General features: G+C 45.0%; 2 protein-coding genes. Both read right to left on the bottom strand.

Annotation, left to right across the window (positions count from 1 at the left end):
- The coding region (locus HRU21_12995) for a hypothetical protein (GenBank protein NRA43205.1) at positions 1-709 on the bottom strand (709 nt) is incomplete at its 3' end.
- Between the two features lie 65 nt (positions 710-774).
- Complete coding sequence (locus HRU21_12990) at positions 775-2,151, bottom strand: aspartate kinase (GenBank protein NRA43204.1); 1,377 nt, start codon at positions 2,149-2,151, stop codon at positions 775-777.
- Between the last annotated feature and the right edge of the window lie 9 nt (positions 2,152-2,160).

Genomic DNA, 2,160 nt, shown 5'->3' with positions numbered 1-2,160 from the left:
CTGCAAGCTTGGCGAACAGGCTCGCCCTGTCGGCGCTATAAGCCTCTTGCAGCACCAATACATCGTAATTTCTTAAAAATTTAGGCATTAAAGCAAAACGCTCAGCGATGTCTCGAGAAACTCCGGGCAAACCCCAAATATTGTATGTAAGGATCGAAAGCTCTGACGCACTTGTGTTTACTGCAGAAAACTCAGGCTCTGGCGTAATAGCATAAAAAACATCTTTATATAGCGCTTTCTGCTCAGCCTGCAAAGCTATGTTTACGCCTTGAGGATATTGATTGTGGTAATCAAAGGTTTTGGCAACTCTGCTACTGGTCGAAGTAAGGTCAATAGAATTGACGCTGGTAGCTGCGCCGTAGCGAAAATCGGTACTACTGCCACCGTAAGATATCTCAGTTGTTAAGGACAGTTGATTACCGTCCTCGTCAATCAACTGAATATCTATTGGAAATATCGTACCCTTGCTGTAATTTCGATCACGATTTATTTCAACTATGGGGCGAGTTTTATAAGGCTCAAGCTGTTGAGTTTTTAATCGCCAAACGTCATCAGGCGCATTGGTTACAATATTTATTGAAACTGGCTTTGCCGTGTTGTTGGTGAGATAAACAACAGAATTATCAGAGAAATCAAAGATTGTTCCCTCCAAACAAGACGTAACAGCAAGCAAACTGAAAACAATGCACAGGCGTTTAAGCAATATCATTTACGTTTCGATCGACCAAATTTACGATTATAGCCACTGCATAATAATTAACCAGCTTTGCTTTGTTACGATGATTCAATCAGATGAACGTGCAAACTCTTAACTGCCTTGTCGTAATCTGCTTCATCAAGGATGAATTGCATATCAACTTGCCGCATAGACTGATGAATCGCCAAAATACTCACATCAACGTCCGCTAGCGCCTGCGCGCATTTTGCCATCATGCCGGGTATCTTCATATGGCTGCCAATGGCCGACACGACACAGACTTGGCGTATATCAATATCAGCATCGGGATAAGCTTGCTTAGCCGCTTCCTCAATCCGATTAACCGTTTTTAAATTGGCGGCTAAATAATGTGTAATCGTATTGGCATTCAGGTCTTTATTGACCACATAAGCATCAAAACGCTGGATGATTTGCATTAAACCATGCTCATAGCCACTGGCATCGCCGACCATATCTTGATCAAAAAACTCAATCGCATACACGTTTTGGCGCCCGGCAATGATTTCCACCTTTGGCTTTTCGCTGATATAGCTGCGGGTAATTAACGTCCCCTCATGCTCAGGTTCGAATGCATTTTTTACGCGCAAAAATATTCCCTGCTGGCGCAGGCCTTTAGCGGCGCGCGGATGAATTGCCTCCATGCCCAAGTTGGCAAGTTGATCGGCTACGTCGTAGTTGGTGCGACCAATCGGCAACGCATTTGCCTCGCCGACTAGGCGAGGATCGGCGGTTGAGAGGTGAAATTCTTTATGAATAATTGCCTCTTTAGCGCCAGTAATCACCGCAATACGCGAAAAGGTCATCTCTGAATAGCCACGGTCAAACGATGCCATCAGCCCATCTTTGGTATGGCTATAGCCAGTTACGATTGGCATTTCCTGGCTAACATCAACATCCTCGAAGGCCTTGCGAATATGCTCATCGAGCGACATATGCTGGTCTATATTCCAACCCGATAAATCAATAAACCTGGCGTTAACGCCCTCAGTTTTGAGCAGCTCTGCCGTATTGTAAGCCGAATGAATCTCGCCGATACTGGCCAAAATTTCGCGCACGGTTTGCAGGTGATCGGTTAATGAAAAATGCCCATGCTGGCAAAGCTCATGCAAATCGCTCAGCACCTTATGCGCATTATCTAGCTTTGCTGCTATAAAGGCATTAGCTTTGTCACGCAATTGCTGATCAGCAAATAAACCCTGATTAATCTCTAACACCGTATGTTTAAGGGCTGCAAACGCATCTTGCCAGGTGTCATCACTGCCCTCACCAGAGGCAAACAAACCATATACGCCTTGCTCGCCGGTTTTCTTGTGCTCAAGCAGCAGGTTGGTAATACCGCCATAGGCAGACACCACAAATATGCGCCCATAGATCGAATCATTATCACCTTTGTACAAGAAAATATTTTTCTTGATGCTGGCGTAATCGCTCATCGACGTGCC

The organism is Pseudomonadales bacterium (assembly GCA_013215025.1).
Lineage (GTDB): Bacteria > Pseudomonadota > Gammaproteobacteria > Pseudomonadales > DT-91 > DT-91.
The sequence above is the reverse complement of the archived record's forward strand: the minus strand, read 5'-3'. Positions and strand labels throughout refer to the sequence as shown.

What these genes read in the sequence shown, in the direction of transcription:
- HRU21_12990 (NRA43204.1), bottom strand. Translation starts at nt 2,151, where the DNA reads ATGAGCGATTACGCCAGCATCAAGAAAAATATTTTCTTGTACAAAGGT.